We start from the raw sequence: 25,542 nt of genomic DNA on the forward strand, positions 1-25,542 counted from the left end.
AAAAAAGGAAGAGCGTCCGCGCCGACGAATCGGCCCGGGCCGCCGCGAATTTCCGCGGACTTTCTGCCAGAAACAGGGCAGAGCGGCAATGGCGGGTCAAAAATGACTGAAAGAGGTTTTTCCGAAAATCATCTGTATTTTTGAGGCGTCGAGAAACGCCGGGGCCGCCGAGCCGGCGACGATCGCGCCAATACGGACGACGCCTTGCGGAGGCGTGAAGGCGGGGTCGGCGGCGAAGAGAATTTCATAATCGTCTCCGCCTGTTAACGCCGTCTCGAAAAGGCTGGGCGAGAGCCCGATCGCCTCCTGCGCCGCCGTCGAGAGCGGAACCAGCGGCGCCTCGACGAGAGCGCTCACCCGTGAGGCGCGGCAAAGCTTGGCCAGATCGCCCACAAGTCCGTCGGAGACGTCCATGGCGGCGCTCGCGCCGCCGCGAACCGTCTCGATGAGGTCGAGCCTCGGGCGCGGCAGCAAATATCGATCGAGGAGCCAGTCGCGCGCCGCCGGCGAGAGACGCGCCGCCAGCGCGGGGTCGCGCCGCACGGCCAGGCCCAGCGCGGCGTCGCCGATCGTCCCGGAGACGAAGATGGCGTCCCCCGGCCGCGCCCCGGCCCGCGGCGCGAAGCGCGACGTGCGGCCGAGCGCCGTGATCGAGATCGTCAGCGGCCCCGGCGTGGACGCGGTGTCGCCGCCGATGAGCGGCGCGCCGTAAAGGGCGGCGTCTTCCGCGAGACCGGCGGCGAAGGCCGCGAGCCAGTCGTTGGTCCAGTCAGGCGGCAAGGCGAGGGACAGCAAGAAGCCGACGGGCGCGGCGCCCTTGGCGGCGAGGTCGGAGAGATTGACGCGCAAGGCCTTCTTGGCGATCCGGGCAGGCGGGTCGTCAGCGAAGAAATGCACGCCGGCGACGATCATATCGGTCGTCGCGACCATCGGCTCGGAGGACGCCGGCAGCAGCGCGGCGTCGTCTTCGAGCCCAAGCCCGGCCGGTCCGGCGATGGGCGCGAACAGGCGGGCGATGAGCTCGTCTTCGCTATAGCGCCCCGTCATGTCGCCTGCGCCCCCTCCCTGACCGGCCTGTCTGGCCCCGCCCTGCCCTCTCCCCGCGGGCGGGGAGAGGGTTTCTGGAGCCGGGATGGTCTAGCCCATCTCTCCCGGCCGCTCCTCGCGCGCGATCTTGTCCAGCACCGCATTGACCATGCCGGACTCGGTCGGTCCGAAAAAGGCGGCCGTGACGTCGACATATTCCTTAATCACCACGCGGGGCGGCACATCCTTGCGCGCGCGCAGCTCATAGGCGCCGGCGCGCAGGGCCGCGCGCATGACCGCCTCGATGCGCGCGAGCGGCCAGCCGCCGGAGAGCACGCGGTCGATCTGCCGGTCGATCGCCACCTGATCGGTGAGCACGCCCTGCAAGACGTCGCGGAAAAACGTGATTTCGGCGGGCTTGTATTGCACGCCCTCGATCTCGCGGCCGATCCAATGCGACTCGAATTCCGCGAAGATTTCGTTGAGGCCCTTGCCGGCGACCTCCATCTGATACAGCGCCTGCACGATAGCGAGGCGCGCGGCGGAGCGCTGGTCGAGGCTCATGCGAGGCTCCGTTTCAGACGGATGAGCGCAAGCGCCGCGAGAGCGGCGTCCGCGCCCTTGTCGCCCTTTGCCGGATCGGCGCGAACGACCGCCTGGCCTTCGTTTTCCACGGTCAGAATTCCGTTGCCGACAGGCAGTCGGCGCGCGACCGAAAGATCGGTGAGCGCGCGAGAGCTTTCGTTGGAGACGATTTCGAAGTGATATGTCTCGCCGCGGATGACGCAGCCAAGCGCGACGAGCCCCTCATACGGAGCCCCGTCCTCTTCCGCTGCATCCAGCGCGATCGCGGCGGCGGCGGCGATCTCCAGCGCGCCCGGAACCTCGATCACGGTCGCGGTCGCGCCGAGCCGCTCGATCGCCGCAAGCGCGCCCGCCCGCAAAAGGCCGACGATATCGGCGTTGAACCTTGCCGCGACGACGAGAATCCGTGCGCCCGGAACCGGCGTCGCGTCGCTGTCGTCGGGTGAAAAACCTGCCATGCGTTTGAAACTCCGAAGACCCATTTCCCAGCCCGCTCCCGTTGCGCGGGAGAAGGTTCGCTCACGAGCGGCGTGAGCTTCTCGCTGCGTACAAGCGGCAACCTAGCTCCCTCTCCCGCGCAGCGGGGAGGGTTGGGGTGGGGGCCGTTTCTCTTTAGATTTCGTGCGCGCGTGTTATGTCACAGGAGCGCCGCCTTGTCAGCCGTCGCGTCCGCTCAACCTCGCCGCGTAGCGCGCCATCATATCGACTTCGATGTTCAGGGCGTCTCCCGCGGCGCGCCCGCCAAAAGTCGTCACCGCGAGCGTATGCGGAATGAGCAGGATCGAAAAGCGGTCGCCGTCGACGTCGTTGACCGTGAGCGACACGCCGTCGAGCGCCACCGATCCCTTTTGCGCAACGAAGCGCGAGAGCTGGCGCGGCGCCTCGATCCAAAAACGCGCCATCCCGTCGAAATCGTCGCGCGAGTCGATGCGCGCCAGTCCATCGACGTGGCCGGTGACAATATGGCCGCCCAGTTCGTCGCCGATCTTCAAGGCGCGCTCGAGATTGACGCGGGTCCCCTGCGTCCAGGCGCCGACGGTCGTCCTGGCCAGCGTCTCGGCGGCGGCGTCGACGTCGAACACCGTACGCTCGCCCTCGCGCGCGACCGCGACGACGGTCAGGCAGGTCCCCGCGCAGGCGATGGAGGCGCCGAGCGCAATGGTCTCGGCCGGATAGGAACAGGCGATGCGCAGCCGCTTCAGATCGCCCCGCGGCGCGACCGAAACAACCTCGCCAATGTCGGTCACAATGCCGGTAAACATGCTTCTCTCCGCATCAACGCCCTCTCCCGCTTGCGAGAAGAGGGTTGGAGCGAGGGGCGCATCGGCCGTCGCCTCAATCCATCCGCGTATAGCGCGTCATCTGGTCCATCCCCAGCATGCGGCTCTCGATCATCCGGTAGCGCCTCTCCAGCGCGGATCGCGCGGCGGGGGTCAGCGCCGGGCGGCCTTCGCGCCCTAAGGGCTTATAGCCCTTGTGCAGGATCACCTCGTCGGCCAGCCCCATGGTCAGGAGGCTTTCCGCGACGCGCGGCCCACCTTCGCTGAAAACGCGCGTGACGCCGCGGTCGGCGAGGAGCCGCAGCGCGGCGAGCAGATCGAGCTTGTCGTCCTGCGCCGGCGCGCGCGCGATCTCCGCGCCGGTGGCCGCCGCGAAGGCGCGCGCCTGGTCTTCGGAAACATCCTCGCCGACGATGACGAGCAGCGGCGTCTCGCGCGCGGTCGCTGCAAGGCGCGAGCCCGGCGAGAGGGTGAGCTTGCGGTCGACCACAACGCGAAGCTTCCTGGCGCCGTCGAGGCCGGGCAGGCGGACGGTCATCAGCGGATCGTCCTCCCGCGCGGTTCCGGAGCCCACCATGATGGCGTCGTGCAGCAAGCGCTGCACATGGGTGAAGGCGTCGGCGATCGGCCCGGTGATGCGCAGGCGCGGATCATGCACGGCGCCCGCCGCATAGCCGTCGGCCGTCTGGGCGAGCTTCAGCGTCACCATCGGCCGATGCTTGGTCACGCGCAGCAAATGGCCCAGATGGTCGCAGCGCGCCATCGCCGCTTCCGGCCCGACGACGACCTCGACGCCCGCCTCACGCAAGAGGGCGTGGCCTCTGCCGGCGACGCGCGGATCGGGGTCTTCCATGGCGGTGACGACGCGCGCGACGCCTGCGGCGATGATCGCGTCGACGCAGGGCGGCGTGGCGCCGTGGTGCGAACAGGGCTCGAGCGTGACATAAAGCGTCGCGCCGCGCGCGGCTTCTCCGGCGGCGGCGAGAGCAATCGCCTCGGCATGAGGGCGCCCGCCCTCCGCCGTATAGCCGCGGGCCACGATCACGCCGTCGCGCACCACGAGCGCGCCGACGGCGGGATTGGGCGCCGTGCGGCCCATATTGCGCCGACCGAGCGCCAGGGCCGCCGCCATGTAGGCGTCGTCGGTCGCGGGAGTGAGGATCTTGGTGTGAAGGCTCATCTAGTCGTCGGCGTCGCCGGCGATGTCGCCGCCGCTTTCCAGTTCGTCGATGATGGCGTTGAAGTCGCGCGCCTCCCGGAAGTCGCGATAGACGGAGGCGAAGCGGACATAGGCCACGGCGTCGAGGGAACGCAAGCCCTCGATCACCAATTCGCCGATGCGATGGCTCTCGATTTCGGCTTCGCCCAGGCTCTCGAGCTGACGAACGACGCCCGAGATCATCTGCTCGACGCGTTCTGGCTCCACGGGGCGCTTGCGCAACGCGATCTCGACCGAGCGGGTGAGCTTGTCGCGGTCGAAGGGCGCGCGCCTGCCGGACTTCTTGACGACGATGATCTCGCGCAGCTGCACGCGCTCGAAGGTCGTAAAGCGGCCGCCGCACGTCGGACAAACCCGGCGCCGCCTGATGCAGGACGAATCCTCGGCAGGCCGCGAATCCTTCACCTGCGTGTCGAAGGAGCCGCAATAGGGACAGCGCATGGAGGGGAGCCTGACCCTCTCCCGCTGGGGGAGACGGATGGGGTGAGGGTTCTCAAGAAAATGGGAGCCCTCTCCCCGCGAGCGGGGAGAGGGACTGGTCTCAGTAAATCGGGAACTTCCCGGTCAGCGCATGGACCTTGTCCTTGACCGCCGCTTCCGTGCCCGCATTGCCTTCTTCGCCCTTCGACGACAGGCCGTCCAGCACCTCGACGATCAGGGCGCCGACCTGCTTGAACTCCTCCTTGCCGAAGCCGCGCGACGTCGCCGCCGGCGTGCCGAGACGGATGCCGGAGGTGACGAAGGGCTTCTCCGGATCGAAGGGGATGCCGTTCTTGTTGCAGGTGATGTGGGCGCGGCCGAGCGCGGCCTCGGCCGCCTTGCCGGTGATCTTCTTGGGGCGCAGGTCGACGAGCATGAGATGGTTCTCGGTGCCGCCGGAGACGATGGCGAGGCCGGCGTCGACGAGCGTCTGCGCCAGGGTCTGCGCATTGTCCTTCACGCGCTGCTGATAGGCCTTGAACTCGGGCGTGAGCGCTTCGCCGAAGGCGACGGCCTTGGCGGCGATGACATGCATGAGCGGGCCGCCCTGCAGGCCCGGGAACACGGCCGAGTTGATCTTCTTGGCGATGTCTTCGTCATTCGTCAGCACCATGCCGCCGCGCGGGCCGCGCAGCGTCTTGTGCGTCGTGGTGGTGACGACATGGGCGTGCGGGAACGGCGAGGGATGCAGACCCGCGGCGACGAGGCCGGCGAAATGGGCCATGTCGACCATGAAGAAGGCGCCGATCTCGTCGGCGATCTTGCGGAACGCCTCGAAGTCCCAGATGCGCGAATAGCCGGAGCCGCCGGCGATGATGAGCTTCGGCTTATGCTCGCGGGCGAGCGCGGCGACCTGCTCCATGTCGATGCGCTGGTCGTCCTTGCGGACGGTGTAGCTGATCGGCTTGAACCAGCGGCCCGAGAGGTTCACCGGCGAGCCGTGCGTGAGGTGGCCGCCCGCCGCGAGGTCGAGGCCCATGAAGGAGTCGCCCGGCTGCAGCAGCGCGAGGAACACGGCCTGGTTCGCCTGCGAGCCGGAGTTCGGCTGCACGTTGGCGAAGCCGCAGTTGAAGAGCTTCTTGGCGCGGTCGATCGCGAGATTCTCAGCGATGTCGACATACTGGCAGCCGCCGTAATAGCGCTTGCCCGGATAGCCCTCGGCGTATTTGTTGGTGAGAACCGAGCCCTGCGCCTCCATCACCGCCTTGGAAACGATGTTCTCCGACGCGATCAGCTCGATCTCGTGACGCTGACGGCCCAGTTCGAGCTCGATCGCCTTGGCGAGCTCCGGGTCGGTCTGCGCGACGGAGTTGGTGAAGAAACCGGACTGGCTCATGGAATTTCCTCTAGCCTAAGTGCGCGAAAGATAAGCGAAAATGTCGGCTGCCCGGATATCGCGGGACAAACCGGCTCTCCATGCCGCGCGAGTTGAGGCGCTCCGCTTATCACGACGCGGGCGGAACGGGAAGAGCGGCGTGTTGGCGCGGGGTGAGCTATTCAAGACTGCATTGCCACATGCAGTGCTGGATTCGTGGTGAACAATACTTCATTGCCGTGAATGCGAATTTCTGCATCCAGACGTTTCATGTCGTAGTCGTAATCATAAATATACCTTTCGGCACCAGTACCAAGCGCCAACCCAATTACTCCATACCAAAGCATCAGCCGAAACGACTTGTCTAAATCTGCTTCGGCTACGCCGAATTTCTTAAATCTCGCCTTCACCTCCTCCTGCGTTACCAAACGAGATACGCCAACGAGCGCATAGAGAATATCCGGCGGAAATCCGGATACATCTCGTATTTCGTAACCGAAGTCGTTGATAAGGTATAGAGAGTGCTGCCGAACAGCATCTATGCAATCAATCTCTTGAACCCGCTCATGCCCGCGATTTATAGCATTAGCTATGGCGTTCTCGATAAGATTAATAAGAAATCGAGGGCGCATGAGGCAATGGTCCACGAAATACTCAAAAGAAGGCTGCGAACAGGCTGTTGCCGAGAAGTATTTTGTCCAAAGTTGCTCAAAAGTAGCCCCGTCAGCGCGAGCGGATACCTGCAGTCTTTTAAAAATCACTTGCTTTAGCTTAGCCCTGTCCGTCCAATCAATTCGGATTTGGCCAGCCTTTCCACGGTCGGGCGTTTGATCCACGAGTAATTCGTATATATCGTTTCGCAAAAATACAATTGACATAAACTTTTTTCCCTTCGCCTCGAAATCGCGGCGCATCTTATCAAGCGTTTCGACAAGCAGCCGAACGAGACGTATGTCAAATTCACTTACACCCTGCGCCAACCACCCCTTGTCGATATTATCGAACAGCAAGACCATCTGATTTCCATCAGATACATACTTCTCAATTAACTCCCTTATCTTTATTATTCCATCACGAAAAACAATATTTGTGACTCGTTCCGGAGTTAGAGACAGTCCTTTAGCCTGAGATAGCCGAATATCCTCAATGATTGTCTTCCCGAGCCTGTTAATTCTCGAGGTGAAATCTCCGCTGTCGAATACGCCGAAATTATCTAAGACGGCGCTTAGCTCCCGGATAGGCTCCAGCGCACTGCCATCCCTTTTTGCCTTTCGCTCGAAGTGGCTCGAATAGTTACGAGAATCTCCGATAACAGAACGAAGTACCAAAATGCAGCTAGAGTATGATCGAATATCCCAACGTCGGATATCCTCAATAGCTCTTCTCGGAATAAGCTCAGCTGGTGAGACTCAGGCTTCAGGTCAGTTACCGTTGAGTTTCGAATTTCTCTATAGAAGTCTCGAACCTGGAAAAAAATAGCCGTCTTCCCCGATCCCTTTCGTCCAGCTACGACTCGTGCTTCGCCTCTGATAGCCCTGAGGTACTCGGAGGTTTCCACGAAGTAGGTATCGAGCGATCGAAATTCATTCTCGGCTGATGAAGATCCGAGCGTCAGTTTTTGCAGCGAGCTCTTTGACTTCCGAGACCTAGCCTGAGATACGGACTGCGCCGAGATCACTGCGGTCCTTGCGAATTCTCCGACTTTCTCATCAACCTCCCGTTCGTTTGAAATAGACTCAACGAAATCGCGATAATCCATCGGCACCAGATCATAGTTGCGCTGCAAAATAAGCGTTTCGCGACCTAGCCCATGACCCAAGCCCGCTATGAAAGCGGCGCGCAGATTATGTCGAGTCGCATCTTCAATGTGGGGTGCCAACAAGGGGACAACGATCCCGGCGGAAGCAGTGATTTCTGAAACGATTGGTATCGTAGAGAAACGCGGGACCTCGACCGGGTCAAAACTACGGAAAAAAACACCCGACGCTTTGACAGCGGACACTATCGCATTTCGAAAATCAGTTTTCTTGAGAGTGTCAAGGATGTAGAGGGGCTGCTGAAAATTTATGGGCTTGCTATAAAGGTCGAGAAGACTGTGAGGTGGAAAATCCAAACATACGTCAGCCAATTGTTGTGAATTCTCGTATGTCCTAAAGCCAACCCCATCGAAGAAACCGTTAATAGTCGCTTCCTTAGTTGCGTTCAAAAAGGAATCATTGAGCACAGGCGCGATCGATTTCCCGCATCCGATAGCGTAGCCAACCTCATAATATACATTCAAGTTTCGGGTGGTTATATCGCAGAGAACAAGTTCCGCGGAGCTTATCTCCTCGCGTACCCTATCAGCGAGGCCGACTCCGAAAATATGCATTTCTGGCCAGGGTTTTATGCTTACCCGGTCCGACTGCTGATTGGCTAACTCCACTGCAGCGTTAATGGTGTCCGCCAAATCTGCGGGTTGGCCGGGATAAGCAAAAAATGCTTTCCTAAATTTTTGAAGCATGTCACGATCCACGTGAATGACAGATGACAATCTTAAAGCAAAGTCTCCTTGAAAGCATTGCCACCGTCGCCATCTCCACAGCTATAATACCCTCAGCCGCCTGCCTTTGATTGACTCGGCAATCCGCGCCAGGGCGGGCGGCTGCGGGAGCTTCTGCAGGCTCGGGAGCGGCGGCGCGAATCCAAACTCGACGCGGCACCCGAATGGAAAGGACGGCTTATGCGTATTACCGTCACAGGCCGGGCGAAACCCCCTCTGCACAAGGCTTGATTTATGTCTCGGCGATGTCCTCCCCCCATTCGCTGGGGTGGAGCTCGATGTAACGACGCATGAGCGCCGCGCATTTCGGATCGTTCAGAACGACGACCTCGACGCCCTGCGACCGCAGGAAGTCTTCGTTTCCGCCGAAATTCACGTTCTCGCCGACGACGACGCGGGGGATCTTGAATTGCACGATCGTTCCCGAGCACATCATGCAAGGCGAGAGGGTCGTATAGATGGTCGTGTCCCGATAGGTGCTTTGCCGACCGGCGTTTTCGAGGCAGTCCATCTCCCCGTGGAGGATGGGACTGCCGCGCTGTATGCGCTGATTATGCCCGCCGCCGATGATCTTTCCGTCGCGCACGAGCACCGACCCGATCGGAAGCCCGCCCTCCGAGAAACTCTTTTCGGCGAGCCGATAGGCCTCGGCCATGAATTCTGCGTCAGAAGCAAGCATCGTCTTTTCCCCGAGAACCAATGCGGCATTCTCGCATCGCTGGCGGAGCGATCAAGCGCCGTTCGAGGATCGCGGGCGCCCTCGCCCGCCCTCCAGCCGCTTCGCCGCGGAATGCGCCGCTTCCCGCGCGGCCGCCATCTCGCCTGCCCGCTTGTCTCTGATCCGCTCGGCCATCCCCGCCGGCGCCCGTTCCGGCGCGCCGGCGTCATAGGGCGGCTGCGGGTCGTATTCGACGAGAAGCTGCAGCATCTTGGCGTGATCTTCGCCGCGCAGCAAACTCGCGAGCGTCAGGCCGAAATCGAGCCCCGCGGTCGCGCCGCCGCCCGTCACGCGGTTGCGGTCGATGACGACGCGCTCGGGCACGAGCTCGGCGCCGAACAGCGGCAACAGGTCGCGCACCATCCAATAGCTCGTCGCCTTGTAGCCCGTGAGCAGCCCTGCGGCGCCGAGCAGCAGCGACCCCGTGCAGACGCTTGCGACATATTTCGCGCGCGCGCCGCGATCGGCGAGAAAGTCCAGCACGGCGCCGTCGCGCAGGAGCGGGATCGCGCCCTTGAGGCCGCCAGGAACGAAGAGAACGTCGAGATTTGCGGGACAGGAAGCGAAGTCGTGCGTGGCGGCGTAGGTCACGCCCAGATCGCTGACGATCGGTCCCCGGTCTTTCCAAACATAAAAAACGTCCGCGTCGCCGAGACGCTGCAGAAAAGTCTGCGGCCCGATGAGGTCGACGTCGAACATATTCGGATAGATCAGCATTGCAATCTGCAGCATGACCGCCCTTTCAATGAAAGCTCGTCCGCGATATTGGCTGCAAATTAGTTCAATGTGCAACGTCCCTGCAGTTTGGTCGACACTTTGTTCGTGGCCGCTTCGAAAGTGGCCTCGCCGCTGTCGGGGTCATAATTGATGAAAAGCTCCGTGTAGAAGAGCGTGCGCTTTTGCGTGAGAACGCCGGCGCCGAGCGTCGCTTTGCCGTCTTCCGTTTTGGAATACAGAAATTTGATCGAGTCCCCGAACATGAGCTTTTTGTCGAGCCATATGCGCCCGTTGTAGACGGACCCGTCGTCGCCTGAGTTCTTGGAGGCGAGCTTGATGGTGACTTTGGAAGGCGCGCCCTCCTTCCCGAAGACGCACTCCAATTTCCGTGACTCGGCGATTTCCAGACGTAAAGACTTGGCTAACTGCCTGGCCATGCCGGACTGCACCACGGCTGGGCTCAGCGCCAATGCAAAGACAAAAAAGGCGGCTGTGGCGCTCCCTGCAAACATCGACGACCCTCTGAAGCCAGAGGAAATAAGATATGTCGCTTTGCGCCGAAAACCCGCTCCAGTCCTCCCGGCAAGCCAGGCGGCGGAGCTTTGCGCCTGTCAAGCCGCCTTTTTCTGATAGTCCTTCACATCCGAGAATTTGATGTCCGGGTTTCGCTCGGCGTCATAATTGAGCTGAAAGGCCGACGGCGACATGAAGACCGGCGCGCCGTCGAGATCGTCGGCGATGCTCGAACCATGCGAGTCGAGAAAGCTTTTGAGCTTGACGGGATCGTCCGACGTCACCCAGCGGCAGACGGTGAAGCGCGGCTGTTCATACCGCGTCGTGAGGCCATATTCGGCGTCGAGACGCGTCGCGAGCACGTCGAGCTGCAGCGCGCCCACGACGCCGACGATCGAGCCGGAGCCGTCATGCGGCGTGAAAACCTGCACGACCCCCTCTTCCGCAAGCTGCTGCAAGGCTTCGCGCAGCTTCTTGGCCTTCATCGCGTCCGAGATGAGAATGCGGCGGAGAATTTCAGGGGCGAAGCTCGGCACGCCGCGAAACACGAGATCCTCGCCCTCCGTCAGCGTATCGCCAATGCGCAGCTGCCCGTGATTGGGCAGGCCGACCACATCGCCGGCATAGGCCTCGTCGGCGATGGAGCGGTCGCGCGCGAAGAAGAACTGCGGTGCGTTCAATGGGATGTTCTTGCCCGTGCGAATGAGCTTCGCCTTCATCCCGCGCGTGAGCTTGCCCGAGCAAACGCGCATGAAGGCGATGCGGTCGCGATGGTTGGGATCCATATTCGCCTGTATCTTGAAGACGAAGCCGGTCATCTTCGGCTCGCCGGCTTCGACGGCGCGCTTGTCGGCCGCCTGCGCGCGCGGGCTCGGCGCATATTCGGCCATCGCGTCGATCAGGTCGCGCACGCCGAAGTTCCGCAGCGCGCTGCCGAAGAAGACGGGCGTGAGATGGCCCTCTCGGAACGCTGAAAGATCGAAGGGTTTCGAGCCTTCCGCCGCCAGCATCGCTTCGTCCCGCCAGGCGTCGGCGGCGCCTTGCGGCAACAGCGTGTCCAAGATCGGATCGTCGAGGCCGCGCGTCTGCGTGAGCTCGTCGTCCTTGTCGATTTTGCGAATGGTCTTCGTCGCGAAACGATAGGTGCCGGCGAAATTCTTGCCGGAGCCGATCGGCCAGGTGACGGGCGTCGTATCGAGCGCCAGCGTCTTTTCGATCTCGTCGAGAAGCTCGAAGGGATCGCGGCCTTCGCGGTCGAGCTTGTTGACGAAGGTGACGATGGGAATGTCGCGCAGGCGGCAGACTTCGAAGAGCTTGCGGGTGCGCGCCTCGATGCCCTTGGCGGCGTCGATCACCATGACGGCGGCGTCGACGGCGGAAAGGGTCCGATAGGTGTCTTCCGAAAAGTCCTCGTGGCCGGGCGTATCGAGCAGATTGAAAACGCAGCCGCCATATTCGAAGGTCATCACGGAGGTGACGACGGAAATGCCGCGCTCGCGCTCGATGCTCATCCAGTCCGAGCGCGTCTGCTGCGCATTGCGCTTGGCCTTCACCGCGCCGGCGAGTTGGATCGCGCCGCCGAAAAGCAGCAGCTTTTCGGTGAGCGTCGTTTTGCCGGCGTCGGGGTGCGAGATGATCGCGAAGGTGCGTCGCCGTGAGACTGGGTCTCGGGTATCGGGAGTCGTCAAGGAAAGCTCGTTTGGCCAATTGGTCTGGCGCACGCCTTAAAGGCAAGCGCGTCCCTTCGCAATCCCGAGACGGATTCAACCCCCCTCGTCGGCCCGCTTCGCGGGGCCGTCTTCGCGTTCGGCGCGAAGGGAGGAACAGTGAAGGTTTACGCGAAATCTTGCGCCAGCGCCGCCCGCGTCGCTTCCGACAACACCGCCATATGGCTGTAATTGGGATGCGAGAGGCCCAGAATCACCCGCGTATTCGGTTCGCGGAAGGCCGCGACCTCGGCGTCGGTGAAAGGAAAGTGCACGAATTGCACCGAGCTCGCCTTGCCGTCGGCGCTGGTGCGGTCCTGATCGGTTTCGGCTTTGGCGCCGACCCGCGCGCCGCCGACCTCGATAAAGGCGGTCTCCTCGACGCCGCCGAGCCCCGCGAGCACGCGCGCGCGCCGCAAGGGATCGTCGATCTCGATCATGAAGGTGGCGACCAGCTCGCGCCCCTTGGGGATCAGCGGATTATAGGCGGCGAGCTCTTCAGGGATCTGCGCGTCGCCGCCGCGCTCGATGTGCAGCATCTCCTGCACCTGCAGCCACATCGTGTCGAAGCTTTCGAAATAGAAGGTCACGAAGGGACCGACCTCGACGCGTCGGTTTCGCTTGATCGCGGTGATGCGCCGGCGATGCTCGGCGCGCCCCTTGGCGTATTCCGCCCAGGGAAGAATGTCGGCGCGGGTGAGTTCGTGACGGTTCGTCATCTCGTTGGTGCTCCGTAACCTCGAACTACGCAGTCAAACCAAGGGCGCCCCTCGTGCTTCGAGACGCCGCCTTTGGCGGCTCCTCAGCATGAGGGGCTTGCTCGTTGTCGCATCCACTTGGGCCTCATCCTGAGGAGCGAGCGAAGCTCGCGTCTCGAAGGACGAGGCCGCCTCTCAGTATTAGCGGCTTTTTCCTGCGTCCTTCGAGACGGCCGCAAGCGGCCTCCTCAGGATGAGGAAAAGCGAGCCGCGCGCTTCTATTCGCTCGTCACCCCGTAAGCCCGCGCCATCAGCACGATTGGGTGACCAACCCGCTCCGGCTTCGGCGCGTCGCCGGCAAGCTGTTCGATTCCCTGCTCCAGATGAATGCCGGCGAGCGGGCATTCCGAGACCACATGTTTCTTGCCCGCCGTATTGAGCTGGCGCATCGCCGGCTTGCCGACCTTCATCGCCGTTTCGAAATTGCCCTTCTTATAGCCCCAGGCGCCGCCATGTCCGGAGCAGCGCTCGACGACGGCGACATCCGCCTGGGGGATGAGATTGAGCAGCTCAGCGCCCTTCTGGCCGAAATTCTGCGCGCGAGAATGGCAGGACATATGGAAGGCGACGCCGCCCTCGATCGGCGCCATGCCGTCGACGAGCCCCTCCTTGCGCGCGATGTCGACGATATATTCGGAAAGATCGAAGGTCGCCTCGGCGAGCCGTTTCACGCTGACGTCATTGGGCAGAATCAGCGGCCATTCGAATTTCAGCATCAGCGCGCAGGAGGGGACAGGGGCCACAATATCGTAGCCCTGCTCGATGTAGGGTGCGAAAGCGGCCGCAACCTTACGCGCGGCTTCGGCGACTTCGCCGAGCAGCCCCTGTTCGAGCTTGGGCATGCCGCAGCAGTGCGGATGCACCACCTCGGTCTCGACGCCGTTCCTGGCGAGCACGGCGAGCGCCGCCATGCCGATCGATGTGTCGTTGTAATCGCCGTAACAGGTGGCGTAGAGCGCCGCCTTGCGCGCCCGCGCGGGCGCCTTCTCGTTGCGCGCCGGCGGAATGGCCTTGGCTTTCGCCTGCAGCGACTGGTTGGCGTATTCCGGCAGTTCGGCGTCCTTGTCGATGCCGGCGAATTTCTCTTCGAGCCCACGCAACGGGCTGCCGCGTCGCGTCGCCCAATTGACGGCGCCGGAAATCAGGGTCGCCCATTTGCCGTTGCGGTCCGTCTCGGTCAACGCATGATCGATCGCGCCAACGCCGTTCTTCTTCGCTTCCACTGCGCGATAGCGCAAAATCAGATGCGGGAAGTCGAGATTGAACTCGTGCGGCGGCACGTAAGGGCACTTGGTGAGGAAGCACATGTCGCAGAGCGTGCAGGCGTCCACAACCTTCTTGAAATCGGCGCTCGCGACCGTGTCGAGTTCGCCGCTCTTCGATTCGTCGACGAGATCGAAGAGCCGCGGAAAGGAGTCGCAGAGATTGAAGCAGCGGCGGCAGCCGTGACAGATATCGAAGACGCGCCGCATCTCGGCGTCGAGCTTCTCCTCGTCATAGAAATCGGGATTTTCCCAGTCCAGCGGATGCCGAGTGGGCGCTTCGAGACTGCCTTCTCTCATGATCGTCCTGTCAAAACCCGAGTCGTCCTCTCCCCGCATGCGGGGAAGGGCTGAGTAAAGGGCCGACGTTGATTTTTCTGCCCCTCACCCTGACCCTCTCCCCGCGTGCGGGGAGAGGGATCTAAAGCGCTTACTTCAGCTCGTCGAGCGCGCGCTGGAAGCGGCCGGCGTGCGAACGCTCGGCCTTGGCCAGCGTCTCGAACCAGTCGGCGATCTCGTCGAAGCCCTCTTCGCGCGCCGAGCGGGCCATGCCGGGATACATGTCGGTATATTCATGGGTCTCGCCGGCGACGGCGGCCTTCAGATTGTCGGACGTCTTGCCGATCGGCAGGCCCGTCGCCGGATCGCCGACCCCCTCCAGGAATTCGAGGTGGCCATGGGCGTGGCCGGTCTCGCCTTCGGCGGTGGAACGGAACACGGCGGCCACGTCATTGTAGCCTTCGACGTCGGCCTTCTGAGCGAAATACAGATAGCGGCGGTTTGCCTGCGACTCGCCGGCGAAAGCGGCCTTCAGGTTCTCTTCGGTCTTGCTGCCCTTGAGCGATGCCATTATTGCCTCCAAGGAGAATTGGGCGCGCGCGGAACCCGCCAGGAGCTCCGGCGACGCTTCCTTAGAATAATTCAAAACTGGCCGACGGCCAACTGATTTTAGACATTTGCCCGCCGCTTTTCGCCCAGCGCGGGCTGCGGCGGGGCCTAAGCCTCACCCCCGCTTGATTCCGACCACCATGGCGTCGGGGCCGACCAGATGCTCGACCCGCGTCTCCGCGAAGCCTGCTTCCTTCATCCAGCCCTGGCAGTCGGCGCCGGTGTAGTCGAAGCCGCCGGCCGTCTCGATCAGCATATTGAGGCTCATCAGCAAGCCGAAAGCGTTATCGCGGCGATCGTCGTCGATCAGCGCCTCATAGACGATCAGCGCGCCGCCCGAGGGCAAAGCGTCATAGGCCTTTTTGAGCAGCGTGCGTTTCTGGGCCAGGTCCCAGTCGTGCAGGATATGGCCCATGATGAGCACATCCGCGGCCGGCAGGGGATCAGCGAAGAAGTCGCCGGCGTAAAAGCGCAGCCGGTCGGCGAGGCGATGGGCGGCGACGAATTCCTCGAAGATGGGCTTCACCTGCGGCAGGTCGAAGCCGCCGCCCGTCAGATGCGGATGCGCGCGGGCGATTGTGGCCGGGACCATGCCCTGCGCCGCGCCGATATCGACGAAGCTCTTGTAGCGGCTCCAGGGAAACTTGTCGGCGATGGCGTTGGCGGCGCCGGCGCTGACGCCGCTCATCGCCGCGAGAAAGCCCCGCAGCCGCGCCGGATCGGCGTAGAGCGCCGCGAAGAGATCGCCCTCCTCCTTGTTCTCGCTCTGACGCTTGCCGGTCTTCAGGGCTTCGGAGAGATGGCCCCAGCTCTCATAGAGGCGGGCGTTAGCCATCTCCAGCAGGCCGCCGACATAGCTCGGCTTGCCGCGAACGAGAAAAAAGTCGGTTTCGGCGGTGTTGCGATAGACCCCCTCCTCGCGCTCGAGAAGCTTCAGCGCCACCAGCGCGTCGAAGAAATCGCGCGCGGAACGGGGATGCAGGCCCAGCCTTTCTCTCAACGTCTCACAGTCTGCGGGCGCTTCGCAAAGCGCGTCGAACGCGCCGAGCTCCACCGCCGTGAGCAACGCCTTGGCGTTCCAGAAGGACATGCCCAGCGAGAGGAGTTTTTCGGGCGAGGGCTTCAAGGTCATGGAATACGCCTCCCTATGCAGCTAGTTTCGTTCTATGGCGGATCGATATGACAGCTTCGCCGCTCTGGCGGCGCGAGAGATCGAGGGCGCGCATTATCGAATTCGAGTCGCGCGACGCGCCTCGCCCCTCGCCATTGTCGCGCCGCACGGCGGCTTCATCGAGCCGGGCACGTCGGAGGCGGCGCTCGCAATCGCCCACGAATGCTTTTCGTTCTATTGCTTCGAAAGTCTGACGCTGCGCGCCAAGGGCGACGGCCTGCACATTACTTCCACGCGCTTCGACGAGCCGCAAGCGTTGCAACTCGTGGCCGCGTCAGAAGTCGTGATCGGCGTGCATGGCCGCAAGAATGGCGACGACGGGGCGTCTGTCTGGGTCGGCGGATTGCACGAGGCGTTGCGCGACTCGATATGCGCCGCGCTTCTGGACAGCGGGTTTCGCGCCAAGCCGGTTGGCGAAGGGCATCCGCTCGCCGGACGCGACCCCCGAAATATCTGCAACAGGGGGCGCTGTGGCGCGGGCGTGCAACTCGAAATCCCACGCGCGCTGCGCATGAGCTTTTCGCATGACGAAGCCAGCCGCCATGCTTTCGCCGACGCTGTGCGCGGGGCGCTGCGTCAGGGCGGATGAGACACGGCGCCTGCGTGCTGTGCTCGACGCTCGCGACCGAACTCGGCGTCTTCGTCGCTCTCGCCGCTTGTTGCAACGGCGCAACCTGAGCGTCACGCCAACAACCTGAGCGTAGCATTGGCAGCGCCGCCGAAACGAGCCATCTTGAGCTTGTCTGTAAACGGTCGCTTAACTCGGCCTGGATCGGAGAGCGAGAGATGTCAAAAAACAAGTTCCTGCCCGTCAGCGTCGCCACTGTGGCCGCACTCTTGCTGGCTGCGCCTGCCTCGGCCAAATGCACGCAACCGAGCGGGAGATATTTCGGAGGGGGCGCGGGTCCAGCGTTTTCTAAGGCAGGCGCATTGCTGGGTAATCAGGTAGAAAACTGGGATCTGACTTTCCCCACCAAGACGCTCGACGGCACATTGTCAGTAGACGTTCGGACGCCTCCCCAGCCCGGCGTAGCTACGTCACTTTTCGGAACCTATTCCTTTACTGACAGGCCCCAGATCGGGGCCAAAATAACCTGGGATCCGGCGGGCTGTAAGGGTTCGATTTGGGTCGACGCAAACGTCAACATCACGTGGTACGGCGAGAATAAAACAAAAACCTTCCAGACGTATGTGCGCCAACCTCAAAAATACAATTACAGGAGCTCGAATCGCGGCGACGTCGTGATACTGACGATGGACCCGGATAGCGTCGCCGCTCAGTTCCCAGCCGGCCTTGCGTCGCCTCCCCCCTACATTCCGGGCTACAGCATCCGGCTCGAGCAGGAGTAAATGACGCAGCGGCGTCCCATGCGTGGGGCGCTGCTTGATTACGCGCGGAGGCGGGGGGCCACAGTAGCGCCCGCGCGCCTAAACGCGTGTTGAACCTGCGCAGCAAATACGCCTCTCGCGCCTATCCCGTTCGCGAGCTTCCGCTCGACGCTGCAACCTGAGCGCAGCATTGGCGCGAACGTGAGAATCGCGCATCTTGAGCTTGTCTGTAAGCGGTCGCTCAACTCGGCCGGGATCGGAGAGCGTGAGATGTCAAAAAATAAGTTCCTACACTTCAGCGTTACGACTGCCGTCGCGCTCCTGCTGGCTTCCCCGGCCTTGGCGAATTGCCCGCAGCCGACTGGCGTCTATGTCGGCGGCGGCGGGGGACAGGTTACTTTACCGGGGAGCGTGCCGGCCGGAGGCCAGGTCGAGTCGTGGTATTTGCAGCTCCCAACAAAAACAGTCGTAGGGCGGATGAGGCTCCAAGTGCAGACGCCGCCCCAGCCGGGCGTCCCGACGTCCGCTTTCGGATTCTATTCCGTCAACGATTTGGTGATCCTGCCAGTCGGGTCCGTCGGCGCCTATCCCATCACTTGGGACGCTGACCTCTGCGCGGGCACTCTGACCATAAATTTCAACCCCGTTGTCACCTGGGTTGATCAGAGCGGGAACAAGAAGACGCAATCGTATTTAGGGGGAGCGGACAAAGTATACAATATCACGATCGCAGATAACGGCTCGACTTTGGTGTTGGCCTTGGATCCGTCCAGCCTCGCCAGTCAATTCCAACCCACCGCCTTGGCCTTTCCCGCCTTCGTCCCCGGCTACAACATCCGGCTCCAAAAGCAATAAAGCTTCTCTCGCGACGTCATCGAAATGAACATTCGCAAATAGCAGGGAAAGCGAGCTTATGCTCGGGGAGTTTGACATGCCTAAATACGAAGTTCTTCTCGTCAATATCATCACTCTTGTCGCACTCTCGCTGGCTTCCCCGGCCCTGGCCGGATGCGCCCAGCCGATCGGCGTGTTTGTCGGCGGCGGCGCAGGGCCGGTTTATGCGAAAGGGGGCGCGCCGCTCGGAAGCCAGGCTGAAACCTGGAGAATACGTCTCTATAACGAGCCGCAGCGCGGTCCAAAGAGTGCGGTGGGCTCCGGTATAATACTCGTTCAGACGCCGCCCCAGCCCGGCGTCCAAACGTCCGCATTCGGCTATTACGAACGTAATAACGCGACTAGAAAATTTCGTTTGACTTGGAATGAGGACGAATGCACGGGCACTCTCACTTTTGACGTTGAACCCTTCCAAGCCACCTGGATTGATCAAAAAGGCAATGCGACGACGCAGACTTACGTCAGGGCGGACAGAAAATATAACTATATGGCTGCGGCCGGCGGCTCTGTTTTGATCGCGACCTTGGACCCAACCATCCTTGCCGAGGGGTTCCGGCCCGATCCGTACGCCTTTCCGGCCTATGTCCCGGCCTACAGCATCCGACTCGAGAAGCAATAAGCTGTAACGACGAGTCGTCAGGCCGCGATGATGCGTTGCCTGCCGGCGCCTCGTCCAGGAGCCGCAAAGACGGCCGTAGTGACGAAGCACGACATCATGCCTTCGCTGATGTCGTGCGCGCCGCGCGGCGCGAAGGCGCGATAAGGCGGCTTCGCGCTTTGTTCGATGCCGGCGACCGAAAGACGCTTCTTCTATCTCTCTCGCCGCCTTTGCAGGATGACCCTTTACGACGCTTCGTCGCGCGCGACTCAACCCGAGCTTTTTCGCACAACTTGAGCGCAACATTGGCAACTGCGCCAAAATGAGACATCTTGAGCTTGTCTGTAAACGGCCGCCTGACCGGCTGGGATCGGAGAGCGAGAGAGATGTCACAAAACAAAATAGCGCCCGTCAGCGTCGCTGCCGCCGTCGCACTCCTATTGGCCTCTCCGGCCCTGGCGAAATGCGCGCAGCCGACTGGCGTCTATGTCGGCGGCGGCGCGGGGCCGGTCACCTTAGTTGGGAGCGCGCCGGTCGGAGGCCAGGTCGAAAGTTGGTATTTGCAGCTCCCAACAAAAAAAGTGGCGGGGCGCTTGACGCTCGAAGTTCAGAGCCCGCCCCAGCCCGGCGACCAGACCTCCGCTTTCGGATTCTATGCGGCCAAGGATTTGGCGATTCTACCGGAAGGGACGGCCGCAGCAGCCGGCGGCTTTCCCATCGTCTGGGATGAAGACAATTGCAAAGGCCTTCTCACCCTGAATTTCAATCCCCTTGTCACGTGGGTTGATCAAAGTGGGAACAAGAAGACGCAGTCGTATGTAGGGGGAGCAACAAAGACCTACGAGTTCACGATCACGGATAACAATGCGGCTTTGCTTCTGTCCTGGGATCGAGACAGCCTCGCCGCGCAGTTCCGACCGTCTCCCTCGGCCTTTCCCCCATTCGTTCCGGGCTACAAGATCAGGCTCGAGAAGCAATGAAGCAGCTCTAGAAGCGACAAAGGAAAACGCCTGCATAGACAGCAGGAAACGAGCTTGCGCCCCGGGGAGCGAGAGATGAGAAAATACAACCTTCTAACGATTCATACCGCCACGATCGTCGCTCTCTTGCTGAATTCCCCGGCCCTGGCCCGATGCGCTAGGCCGAACGGCCGGTTTGTCGGCGGCGGCGCAGGTCCGGTTTATTCAAAAGGCGGCGCGCCGCTCGGGAACCAGTCTGAAACCTGGGACGCCTTCATCGCGAAAACGGAGCCGGCGGCTGGCCCAAAAGGGCAAGGGAAGCTGGCGTCGAGCGTTGACATAGACGTTCGGACGCCGCCCCAGCCCGGCGTCCCAACATCCGTTTTTGGATATTATCACTTGAGCATGCAGTATCCAGATGGATCTGTGAGCTGGGACGAGGACGCCTGCAGGGGCGCTCTCTCATTTCGCTTGACGAATGACGTATACATAACCCCCACGTGGGTCGACCAAAAAGGCGACAAGACAGGCGGTTCTTCGTTAAACGACACGCCGCTCCATTTGCCGAAGATCAGATACAACCTGACGGCCGCAGCCGGCGGCTCTGTTTTGATCGCGACCTTGGACCCAACGAACCTCGCCGAACGATTCCTGCCCCGTGACGACGCCTTTCCAGCCTACGTCCCGGCCTACAGCATACGGCTCGAGAAGCAATAGAGCAGGTCCAGGGACAACCTCCAATACATCTGCGTAAACAGAGCCGGGAACGGCTTACGCTCGGGAGCGAGAGATGCCTAACTACAACGCTATGCCTATCTGCATCGCCACTGTCTTCGCAGTCTCGCTGGTTTCGCCGGCCCTGGCCCGCTGCGCCAGGCCGAACGGCTCGTTTGTCGGCGGCGGCGCAGGGCCGGTTTACGCCCCAGGGGGCGCGCTGCTCGGGAACCAGTCTGAAACCTGGAAAGGGTTCATCCCCATAAAAGATCCGACGAACTACGCAAAAGGCGGAGGAGGGAATTTCCGTATAGTCGTGCGCACGCCGCCACAGCCCGGCGTCCCGACGTCCGCTTTCGGCGACTATGGTTATTACCTCGACTATCCAACGTATTCCTTGACGTGGGACGAGGACGCCTGCAGGGGCACACTCTCCCTTCCTTTCAAGAGCGGAATGAATGCTATGTGGTTTGATCAAAATGGCAATAAGACGGAGCAAGAGTATCTGGGACCGCGGCCAATATACAATCTTACAGTAGCGGCCAACGGCTCTGTTTTGATCGCGACCTTGGACCCAGCGAACCTCGCCACGCGGTACCCGTCCGATCCGCGCGCCCTTCCGGCCTACGTCCCGGCCTACAGAATCCGGCTAGAGAAGCAATGAGCTCTTCTGGAGCGCCTCATCAGGCCGGGATGCCGTTCGCCGCAGCCCCCTCGTCGAGGAGCCGCTGAGGCGGCTCTCAGAGCGAGGGCGGTGATCGACGGATTTTCACCCCTTCCGCTTTTTCCCGGCATAGGGATTTTCGCCCGCGCGCCGGGAAATGCGGATCGGCACGCCCGGGAGATCGAAGGTCTTGCGCAGGCCGTTGATGAGGAAGCGCTCGTAGCTCGTCGGCAATTCCTCGAGCTGGTTGCCGAACAGCACGAAATGCGGCGGGCGCGATTTCGCCTGCGTCATGTAGCGGATCTTGATGCGCCGGCCCGAGACGGCCGGCGGCGGCGTCTCCTCGACCGCCTGCAACAGCCAGCGGTTCAGCCGCGCCGTGGCGATGCGCCGGTTCCACACTTCATGGACGGAGACGATCGCCTCCATGAGCCTGTCGAGCCCCTGCCCCGTCGCGCCCGAGACCGGCACGACCGGACAGCCGCGCACCTGCGGCAGCAGGCGCTCCGCGTCCTCGCGCAGCTTCGTAAGCGTCGCGCCCTTGTCTTCCACCAAGTCCCATTTGCCGAGCGCGATCACGAAAGCGCGTCCCTCGCGGGCGGCGAGATCGGCGATGGTCAGATCCTGCTTTTCGAAAGGGATGGTCGAGTCGATGAGCAGCACGACCACTTCCGAAAAGCGCACCGCGCGCAGCGCATCGGCGGCGGAGAGTTTTTCGAGCTTGTCGACGACCTTGGCGCGCTTGCGCAGGCCCGCCGTGTCGAAGAGCTTCATCTTGCGGTCGCGCCAGAGGAAGTCGACGCCGATCGAGTCGCGCGTGATGCCCGCTTCCGGCCCCGTGAGCAGCCGCTCTTCGCCCAGGATGCGGTTGATGAGCGTCGACTTGCCGGCGTTGGGCCGCCCCACCACAGTGATGCGCAGCGGCTTCGAGACGTCGAGGTCGCTGCCGTCCTCTTCGTCGTCGTAGAGATTCTCCTCCTGCGTCTCGTGTTCCTCGGCGGGCTCTGCGGTCTGTTCGGGAAGCGCCTCGCGCAGCGCGTCATAAAGCGCGCCGGCGCCTTCGCCATGTTCGGCGGAAAAGGGCACGGGATCGCCGAGGCCGAGCGAGAAGCTCTCCAGCACGCCGGATTCCCCCGCCTTCCCTTCCGCCTTGTTGGCGAGGAGGATCACCGGCTTCCCCGCGCGGCGCACGAGATCGGCGAAATATTTGTCCTCCGGCGTCACCCCGGCGCGCGCGTCGATGACGAAGAGAATGGCGTCGGCGGAGAGGATGGCGTTCTCGGTCTGGGCGCGCATGCGCCCCTCGAGCGTCGCGCGCGCCCCCTCCTCGAGCCCCGCCGTATCGATGATCGTAAAGCGCAAATCCGCGAGCTTCGCCTCGCCCTCGCGGCGGTCGCGGGTCACGCCCGGCCTGTCGTCGACCAGCGCCAGCTTCTTGCCGGTCAGCCGGTTGAACAGCGTCGACTTGCCGACGTTGGGCCGGCCGATGATGGCGAGCGAGAAAGACATGGGCGAACCCTTGAACCTTTATAACGCGAAACCCTCTCCGGGCAGGAGAGGGTCCCATGTCAACGACCAGTGCGGAGCACCGCCCCTCGTGCTTCGAGACGCCGCCTTCGGCGGCTCCTCAGCATGAGGGGCTGTCTATCGCCGCATCCTGCCTGAGGCCTCATCCTGAGGAGCGAGCGAAGCTCTCGTCTCGAAGCCTGAGGAGCGAGCGAAGCTCGCGTCTCGAAGCCTCATCCTGAGGAGCGAGCGAAGCTCGCGTCTCGAAGGAGCCCCGCCTCTCACTTCGCAGGCGAAGCCTCGAGCGGGGCGCTGCCGGCGGGCATGGCCCCGCCGGATTCGGGCTCGATCACCGGGGTGACGTTGATCTTGCCGCCGTCGACCCCGCCGCCAGCCGCGGCCGGCGCGGGCTTGGGGCCGCGCTTGGCGTGCAGAAGCCCCTTATAGGCCGAGGCGCGCTGGCGCATGGATTGGGGCGCGTCCGCGTTGGCGAGCACCTGCTCGAAGACCCGTTCGGCCTCGTCGAAATCGTCGTTGAAGAGCGCGTCGAGGCCGTTCCATTCCTGCGCGGAGAAGCGGAAGGGGCCGTCCGAGATCATCAGCGGCCCCAGCGCACGCTCCAGCTTCTGCCGGTCGTCGCCCTCGAGCACGATCAAGGCGGCGCGCAGCAGCGCGATATGCTGGGTCAGCTTGTCGACGTTGGGGTCTTCGCCGATGGCGTTAAGTTCGGCGAAAGCTTGCGTCTTATCCGGCCGCGCCTCGGCGGCGCGGATGCGGGCGAGCGCGGCATAGCCCTTGGGAGCGTCCTTGGCGAGCGCGTCGAAGGCGGCCGCCGCCTCGGCGTTCTTGCCCTCTTCGGCGAGCTGCACGGCGGCCACATAGCGGGCGTTCGCAGCCTCCGCGGCCTTCAGGCGCTTGTCCTGATAATAGCTCCAGGCGCCGGTCGCGGCGACGATGAGAAAGGCGACGACGAAAATCGGCGTCTGATAGCGCCGCCACAGTTCGGCGGCCTTGTCCCGGCGGACGTCCTCGTCGACCTCATGGAAAATGTCCGACATCTCTCGCGCGACCCTTGCGTTTCCTGACCCGTTGTTCTTGCCCCGGCGGGGAGCGTCGGGGTTAGCACAGGCGGGCCGGAAAGGCGAGCATGACGCGAGAGGAAGCGCCATTGCCCGACCCGCCGCTGAAAAGCTACAGTCCCGCCCGCCATGCTCTATTACGTCGTCAAAGTCCTCCTCTCCGCCCTCGTCATCGTCGCCGTCTCGGAAATCGCCAAGCGCTCCACCGCCGTCGCGGCCTTCGTCGCCTCGCTGCCGCTCACCTCCCTGCTCGCCTTCGTCTGGCTCAGGATCGATGGCGCCGAGCCAAGCAGGATCGCCGAGCTCTCGGCGCAGATTTTCTGGCTGATCATCCCGTCGCTGGTGCTGTTCCCGACCTTGCCCCTGCTCGTCCGCTACGGATTCGGGTTCTGGACGAGCCTGGGGCTGTCCATGGCGGCGACGGCGGGCGCCTATCTGATGATGCTGCCGCTCCTGCGGCGCTTCGGCGTTGGAATTTGAGGAAGAGGCTCGCCGCTCTTCCCTCCCTTTACGGTCGAGGCGGCCCGCGCTTCTGGCCGGGCGCGGTTCGAGGGGCGCACATGACGCGCTGGCATTCCTGATCTATGGCCTCGCGCAACGACCGCCAGACGACATTGATCCGCGCCTCCGGCCCCCAATTGTAAAGCGCCTTGGCCACCTCGGCGATCGTTTCGTTGATCGGTTCGCTGCCGCCCTCCGCGAGTTCGTCCGAGAACAGCCGGGGTAGGCTGGGCCCCGCCCAGGCGTCCCAATGTTCATTGGCGTAATTGGAGACGCCGCGTTGCGCGGCGAGAAGCTCGGGCGTGAAGGGCGCGAAGCGGCGATGCAGCGGGCCGTCCGGGGGTTCCGCGCGCCAGGCGTCGCGGACCACGAAATAGCGCAGATGCTGAAGCTCATGGGCGAGACAACAGCCGAGCCGCGCGTCGCTCATGTCGGGGTCGTAGTAGATCGTCACGCGCCCATCGGGCGTCGCCTCTCCCTCCGAAGCGAAACTCTGGCCGAGATAGGGAAAGACCTTGCGCTCGGGGCTGAGCGTCACGACGGCGGGGTCGTGGCCGAATTCGACAGCCAAGGCGCGAAGCTTCTCACGCTTGCGCAGAAAATCCGGCGTGTCGGAGACATCCTCCGACGGCGCGGGCCAGTGGGAGTCGTCGGGGTCGTGGGTGATGCGCCAGTCGAAGTCCCCATGGGCGTCCGCCACATGCGCCCACCAGCGCCGCCCGTCGCGCTGGAATGGCGAGAGGTCATTGACCTTGACGCAGGGAAAGAGGCCGGGCCTGGTCCGCGCCCCCGCCAGCACGGCCCCAACCATCCGCCGGCCGAGCCCCGGCTCGATCGAATTGATCTGCTCGAACACAATTGCCGGCGGCTCGTAGCCGCCAGCGAGGAGCACGGCGACGCCGGACGCCTCCATGCTGTCGGGCGTGGTGATGAGCCTGTCCGACGTCGACCCCCTGATCTCGACGAAGCGCCTCCCGTAAGACTGCGCGCCGACACGAAGGCCGAGCGCCGCAAGATTGGCGCGAACCGCCTCGGCCACCGCCTCGATCGCGGGCTCGACCGCCTTTTCCCGTCGGGGCCGCAGAAAATCGAAGACGCCCATCGCCTCCTCCCGGAGG

General features: G+C 63.0%; 28 protein-coding genes. 8 read left to right on the forward strand and 20 right to left on the reverse strand.

Features of this window, described 5'->3' with window-relative positions; genetic code table 11:
* Window positions 1-96: 96 nt before the first annotated feature.
* The 17 genes from thiL to ACETII_RS20885 form a co-directional block, all read right to left on the reverse strand.
* Window positions 97-1,047 (reverse strand): thiamine-phosphate kinase, encoded by a 951-nt coding sequence (gene thiL, locus ACETII_RS20805; protein WP_472786806.1) that lies wholly within the window; start codon window positions 1,045-1,047, stop codon window positions 97-99.
* A gap of 90 nt (window positions 1,048-1,137) precedes the next feature.
* Entirely contained in the window at window positions 1,138-1,590 is a 453-nt protein-coding gene (nusB, locus tag ACETII_RS20810; RefSeq protein WP_363349218.1) for a transcription antitermination factor NusB, read from the reverse strand.
* Entirely contained in the window at window positions 1,587-2,069 is a 483-nt protein-coding gene (ribH, locus tag ACETII_RS20815) for a 6,7-dimethyl-8-ribityllumazine synthase (protein ID WP_472786807.1), read from the reverse strand. The genes nusB and ribH overlap by 4 nt, the downstream gene beginning before the upstream one ends.
* 198 nt (window positions 2,070-2,267) lie before the next feature.
* Window positions 2,268-2,873 carry a riboflavin synthase gene (locus ACETII_RS20820; protein WP_472786808.1) on the reverse strand — a complete coding sequence of 202 codons (606 nt, stop codon included), beginning with the start codon at window positions 2,871-2,873 and terminating at the stop codon, window positions 2,268-2,270.
* 73 nt (window positions 2,874-2,946) lie between these two features.
* A complete protein-coding gene (ribD, locus tag ACETII_RS20825; protein WP_472786809.1) occupies window positions 2,947-4,071 on the reverse strand; it encodes a bifunctional diaminohydroxyphosphoribosylaminopyrimidine deaminase/5-amino-6-(5-phosphoribosylamino)uracil reductase RibD in 1,125 nt (374 codons plus the stop codon).
* Window positions 4,072-4,551: a transcriptional regulator NrdR gene (gene nrdR, locus ACETII_RS20830; RefSeq protein ID WP_363349222.1), complete on the reverse strand. Its 480-nt coding sequence runs from the start codon at window positions 4,549-4,551 to the stop codon at window positions 4,072-4,074. It lies immediately after the preceding gene.
* Between the two features lie 100 nt (window positions 4,552-4,651).
* A complete protein-coding gene (gene glyA, locus ACETII_RS20835) occupies window positions 4,652-5,926 on the reverse strand; it encodes a serine hydroxymethyltransferase (protein ID WP_363349223.1) in 1,275 nt (424 codons plus the stop codon).
* Between the two features lie 161 nt (window positions 5,927-6,087).
* On the reverse strand, window positions 6,088-7,233 hold the full coding sequence (locus tag ACETII_RS20840) for a P-loop ATPase, Sll1717 family (RefSeq protein ID WP_472786810.1): 1,146 nt from the start codon (window positions 7,231-7,233) through the stop codon (window positions 6,088-6,090).
* The gene (locus ACETII_RS20845; RefSeq protein WP_472786811.1) at window positions 7,131-8,438 is read right to left on the reverse strand and encodes a P-loop ATPase, Sll1717 family; all 1,308 of its coding nucleotides are present in this window, start codon (window positions 8,436-8,438) and stop codon (window positions 7,131-7,133) included. Before ACETII_RS20845 ends, ACETII_RS20840 begins: the two co-directional genes overlap by 103 nt.
* A gap of 241 nt (window positions 8,439-8,679) precedes the next feature.
* Window positions 8,680-9,126 carry a nucleoside deaminase gene (locus tag ACETII_RS20850; RefSeq protein ID WP_472786812.1) on the reverse strand — a complete coding sequence of 149 codons (447 nt, stop codon included), beginning with the start codon at window positions 9,124-9,126 and terminating at the stop codon, window positions 8,680-8,682.
* A 51-nt stretch (window positions 9,127-9,177) separates the two neighbouring features.
* Window positions 9,178-9,897, reverse strand: a complete 720-nt coding sequence (locus ACETII_RS20855) for a DJ-1/PfpI family protein (RefSeq protein WP_472786813.1) — start codon at window positions 9,895-9,897, stop codon at window positions 9,178-9,180.
* 44 nt (window positions 9,898-9,941) lie between these two features.
* Entirely contained in the window at window positions 9,942-10,319 is a 378-nt protein-coding gene (locus ACETII_RS20860; RefSeq protein ID WP_472786814.1) for a hypothetical protein, read from the reverse strand.
* A gap of 174 nt (window positions 10,320-10,493) precedes the next feature.
* On the reverse strand, window positions 10,494-12,083 hold the full coding sequence (locus ACETII_RS20865; protein ID WP_363349227.1) for a peptide chain release factor 3: 1,590 nt from the start codon (window positions 12,081-12,083) through the stop codon (window positions 10,494-10,496).
* A 146-nt stretch (window positions 12,084-12,229) separates the two neighbouring features.
* Window positions 12,230-12,820, reverse strand: coding sequence for a DUF3501 family protein (locus tag ACETII_RS20870; RefSeq protein ID WP_363349228.1), 591 nt, complete (start codon window positions 12,818-12,820; stop codon window positions 12,230-12,232).
* A gap of 257 nt (window positions 12,821-13,077) precedes the next feature.
* The gene (locus tag ACETII_RS20875; RefSeq protein ID WP_472786815.1) at window positions 13,078-14,421 is read right to left on the reverse strand and encodes a heterodisulfide reductase-related iron-sulfur binding cluster; all 1,344 of its coding nucleotides are present in this window, start codon (window positions 14,419-14,421) and stop codon (window positions 13,078-13,080) included.
* 130 nt (window positions 14,422-14,551) lie between these two features.
* Window positions 14,552-14,971 carry a rubrerythrin family protein gene (locus ACETII_RS20880; protein ID WP_363349230.1) on the reverse strand — a complete coding sequence of 140 codons (420 nt, stop codon included), beginning with the start codon at window positions 14,969-14,971 and terminating at the stop codon, window positions 14,552-14,554.
* Between the two features lie 153 nt (window positions 14,972-15,124).
* Entirely contained in the window at window positions 15,125-16,141 is a 1,017-nt protein-coding gene (locus ACETII_RS20885) for a methyltransferase (protein WP_472786816.1), read from the reverse strand.
* Between the two features lie 34 nt (window positions 16,142-16,175).
* Between ACETII_RS20885 and ACETII_RS20890 the strand changes: the two genes are divergently transcribed.
* The 7 genes from ACETII_RS20890 (at window position 16,176) to ACETII_RS20920 (ending at window position 21,338) form a co-directional block, all read left to right on the forward strand.
* Complete coding sequence (locus tag ACETII_RS20890; RefSeq protein ID WP_472786817.1) at window positions 16,176-16,769, forward strand: poly-gamma-glutamate hydrolase family protein; 594 nt, start codon at window positions 16,176-16,178, stop codon at window positions 16,767-16,769.
* 197 nt (window positions 16,770-16,966) lie between these two features.
* Window positions 16,967-17,530, forward strand: coding sequence for a hypothetical protein (locus ACETII_RS20895; RefSeq protein ID WP_472786818.1), 564 nt, complete (start codon window positions 16,967-16,969; stop codon window positions 17,528-17,530).
* A 249-nt stretch (window positions 17,531-17,779) separates the two neighbouring features.
* Window positions 17,780-18,364, forward strand: a complete 585-nt coding sequence (locus ACETII_RS20900; protein WP_472786819.1) for a hypothetical protein — start codon at window positions 17,780-17,782, stop codon at window positions 18,362-18,364.
* Window positions 18,365-18,440: 76 nt separating this feature from the next.
* Complete coding sequence (locus tag ACETII_RS20905) at window positions 18,441-19,022, forward strand: hypothetical protein (RefSeq protein ID WP_472786820.1); 582 nt, start codon at window positions 18,441-18,443, stop codon at window positions 19,020-19,022.
* 572 nt (window positions 19,023-19,594) lie between these two features.
* Complete coding sequence (locus ACETII_RS20910) at window positions 19,595-19,981, forward strand: hypothetical protein (protein WP_472786821.1); 387 nt, start codon at window positions 19,595-19,597, stop codon at window positions 19,979-19,981.
* Window positions 19,982-20,056: 75 nt separating this feature from the next.
* Window positions 20,057-20,677, forward strand: a complete 621-nt coding sequence (locus tag ACETII_RS20915) for a hypothetical protein (protein ID WP_472786822.1) — start codon at window positions 20,057-20,059, stop codon at window positions 20,675-20,677.
* Between the two features lie 73 nt (window positions 20,678-20,750).
* Window positions 20,751-21,338 (forward strand): hypothetical protein, encoded by a 588-nt coding sequence (locus tag ACETII_RS20920; protein WP_472786823.1) that lies wholly within the window; start codon window positions 20,751-20,753, stop codon window positions 21,336-21,338.
* Between the two features lie 105 nt (window positions 21,339-21,443).
* Here the strand turns inward: ACETII_RS20920 and der are convergent, their stop codons facing one another.
* The gene (der, locus tag ACETII_RS20925) at window positions 21,444-22,847 is read right to left on the reverse strand and encodes a ribosome biogenesis GTPase Der (RefSeq protein WP_472786824.1); all 1,404 of its coding nucleotides are present in this window, start codon (window positions 22,845-22,847) and stop codon (window positions 21,444-21,446) included.
* Window positions 22,848-23,125: 278 nt separating this feature from the next.
* On the reverse strand, window positions 23,126-23,902 hold the full coding sequence (locus ACETII_RS20930; RefSeq protein ID WP_363349239.1) for a tetratricopeptide repeat protein: 777 nt from the start codon (window positions 23,900-23,902) through the stop codon (window positions 23,126-23,128).
* A 150-nt stretch (window positions 23,903-24,052) separates the two neighbouring features.
* Between ACETII_RS20930 and ACETII_RS20935 the strand changes: the two genes are divergently transcribed.
* Window positions 24,053-24,403 (forward strand): DUF3147 family protein, encoded by a 351-nt coding sequence (locus ACETII_RS20935; protein ID WP_363349240.1) that lies wholly within the window; start codon window positions 24,053-24,055, stop codon window positions 24,401-24,403.
* Window positions 24,404-24,431: 28 nt separating this feature from the next.
* Here the strand turns inward: ACETII_RS20935 and ACETII_RS20940 are convergent, their stop codons facing one another.
* Window positions 24,432-25,526, reverse strand: coding sequence for a hypothetical protein (locus tag ACETII_RS20940; RefSeq protein WP_472786825.1), 1,095 nt, complete (start codon window positions 25,524-25,526; stop codon window positions 24,432-24,434).
* Window positions 25,527-25,542: the final 16 nt, after the last annotated feature.

Source organism: Methylocystis sp. NC52PC (assembly GCF_055698645.1).

Coding starts and splice junctions, on each gene's coding strand:
- thiL (WP_472786806.1), bottom strand. CDS start 1,047: ATGACGGGGCGCTATAGCGAAGACGAGCTCATCGCCCGCCTGTTCGCG.
- nusB (WP_363349218.1), bottom strand. CDS start 1,590: ATGAGCCTCGACCAGCGCTCCGCCGCGCGCCTCGCTATCGTGCAGGCG.
- ribH (WP_472786807.1), bottom strand. CDS start 2,069: ATGGCAGGTTTTTCACCCGACGACAGCGACGCGACGCCGGTTCCGGGC.
- ACETII_RS20820 (WP_472786808.1), bottom strand. CDS start 2,873: ATGTTTACCGGCATTGTGACCGACATTGGCGAGGTTGTTTCGGTCGCG.
- ribD (WP_472786809.1), bottom strand. CDS start 4,071: ATGAGCCTTCACACCAAGATCCTCACTCCCGCGACCGACGACGCCTAC.
- nrdR (WP_363349222.1), bottom strand. CDS start 4,551: ATGCGCTGTCCCTATTGCGGCTCCTTCGACACGCAGGTGAAGGATTCG.
- glyA (WP_363349223.1), bottom strand. CDS start 5,926: ATGAGCCAGTCCGGTTTCTTCACCAACTCCGTCGCGCAGACCGACCCG.
- ACETII_RS20850 (WP_472786812.1), bottom strand. CDS start 9,126: ATGCTTGCTTCTGACGCAGAATTCATGGCCGAGGCCTATCGGCTCGCC.
- ACETII_RS20855 (WP_472786813.1), bottom strand. CDS start 9,897: ATGCTGCAGATTGCAATGCTGATCTATCCGAATATGTTCGACGTCGAC.
- ACETII_RS20860 (WP_472786814.1), bottom strand. CDS start 10,319: ATGGCCAGGCAGTTAGCCAAGTCTTTACGTCTGGAAATCGCCGAGTCA.
- ACETII_RS20870 (WP_363349228.1), bottom strand. CDS start 12,820: ATGACGAACCGTCACGAACTCACCCGCGCCGACATTCTTCCCTGGGCG.
- ACETII_RS20875 (WP_472786815.1), bottom strand. CDS start 14,421: ATGAGAGAAGGCAGTCTCGAAGCGCCCACTCGGCATCCGCTGGACTGG.
- ACETII_RS20880 (WP_363349230.1), bottom strand. CDS start 14,971: ATGGCATCGCTCAAGGGCAGCAAGACCGAAGAGAACCTGAAGGCCGCT.
- ACETII_RS20885 (WP_472786816.1), bottom strand. CDS start 16,141: ATGACCTTGAAGCCCTCGCCCGAAAAACTCCTCTCGCTGGGCATGTCC.
- ACETII_RS20890 (WP_472786817.1), top strand. CDS start 16,176: ATGGCGGATCGATATGACAGCTTCGCCGCTCTGGCGGCGCGAGAGATC.
- ACETII_RS20895 (WP_472786818.1), top strand. CDS start 16,967: ATGTCAAAAAACAAGTTCCTGCCCGTCAGCGTCGCCACTGTGGCCGCA.
- ACETII_RS20900 (WP_472786819.1), top strand. CDS start 17,780: ATGTCAAAAAATAAGTTCCTACACTTCAGCGTTACGACTGCCGTCGCG.
- ACETII_RS20905 (WP_472786820.1), top strand. CDS start 18,441: ATGCCTAAATACGAAGTTCTTCTCGTCAATATCATCACTCTTGTCGCA.
- ACETII_RS20915 (WP_472786822.1), top strand. CDS start 20,057: ATGAGAAAATACAACCTTCTAACGATTCATACCGCCACGATCGTCGCT.
- ACETII_RS20920 (WP_472786823.1), top strand. CDS start 20,751: ATGCCTAACTACAACGCTATGCCTATCTGCATCGCCACTGTCTTCGCA.
- der (WP_472786824.1), bottom strand. CDS start 22,847: ATGTCTTTCTCGCTCGCCATCATCGGCCGGCCCAACGTCGGCAAGTCG.
- ACETII_RS20930 (WP_363349239.1), bottom strand. CDS start 23,902: ATGTCGGACATTTTCCATGAGGTCGACGAGGACGTCCGCCGGGACAAG.
- ACETII_RS20935 (WP_363349240.1), top strand. CDS start 24,053: ATGCTCTATTACGTCGTCAAAGTCCTCCTCTCCGCCCTCGTCATCGTC.
- ACETII_RS20940 (WP_472786825.1), bottom strand. CDS start 25,526: ATGGGCGTCTTCGATTTTCTGCGGCCCCGACGGGAAAAGGCGGTCGAG.